General features: G+C 63.7%; 1 protein-coding gene. It reads right to left on the bottom strand.

What is annotated here, in order from left to right; genetic code table 11:
* A partial coding sequence (locus tag ACPXB3_RS22495) for a helix-turn-helix domain-containing protein (protein WP_425706843.1) occupies positions 1 to 506 on the bottom strand: 506 nt, incomplete at its 3' end.
* Positions 507 to 526 lie beyond the last annotated feature (20 nt).

Below are 526 nucleotides of genomic sequence, written 5' to 3'. Positions count from 1 at the left end.
CCGGCCAGGATGTCACCGGCCTGCCGCGACGGGATCATCATCGCCGACAAGAACCTCGAAAACGTCAACGTCATCACCAACACCGGCAACACTGCCGTCGACCCGAACCCCGTCGGGATGCGGGTGGCCGGGAACCACAAATCCATCTGCGCCGACTCACCCGGACGGTGCACGATCCGATCCGCCGGATCGATCCCGACATACTCCGGACGAATCAGCCGAACCCGATCCTTGAGGATCGTCATCGAGTTCGTCCACCCGATCCGCTCAGCGATCACCGTCGCCGGCATCCGCGGATCCAACCGCAACTGCTCACGCACCAACGGCTCAACCCCATCAACCAACGACCCCTTCGCCGCCCGCCGATACTTCGGCGGATCATCCGACGCCAACGCCGCGCGCACCGTGTTGCGCGCCACACCAGTCCGCCGCACGATCGCCTTGATCGACAACCCTTCAGACCTATGCAACCGCCGAATCTCGGCCCAATCTTCCACTGAAATCACCCTCCCGAGTGTCAAGGGGG

Origin of the sequence: Gordonia sp. DT219, assembly GCF_049847065.1 — a bacterium.
GTDB lineage: Bacteria > Actinomycetota > Actinomycetes > Mycobacteriales > Mycobacteriaceae > Gordonia.
The sequence above is the reverse complement of the archived record's forward strand: the minus strand, read 5'-3'. Positions and strand labels throughout refer to the sequence as shown.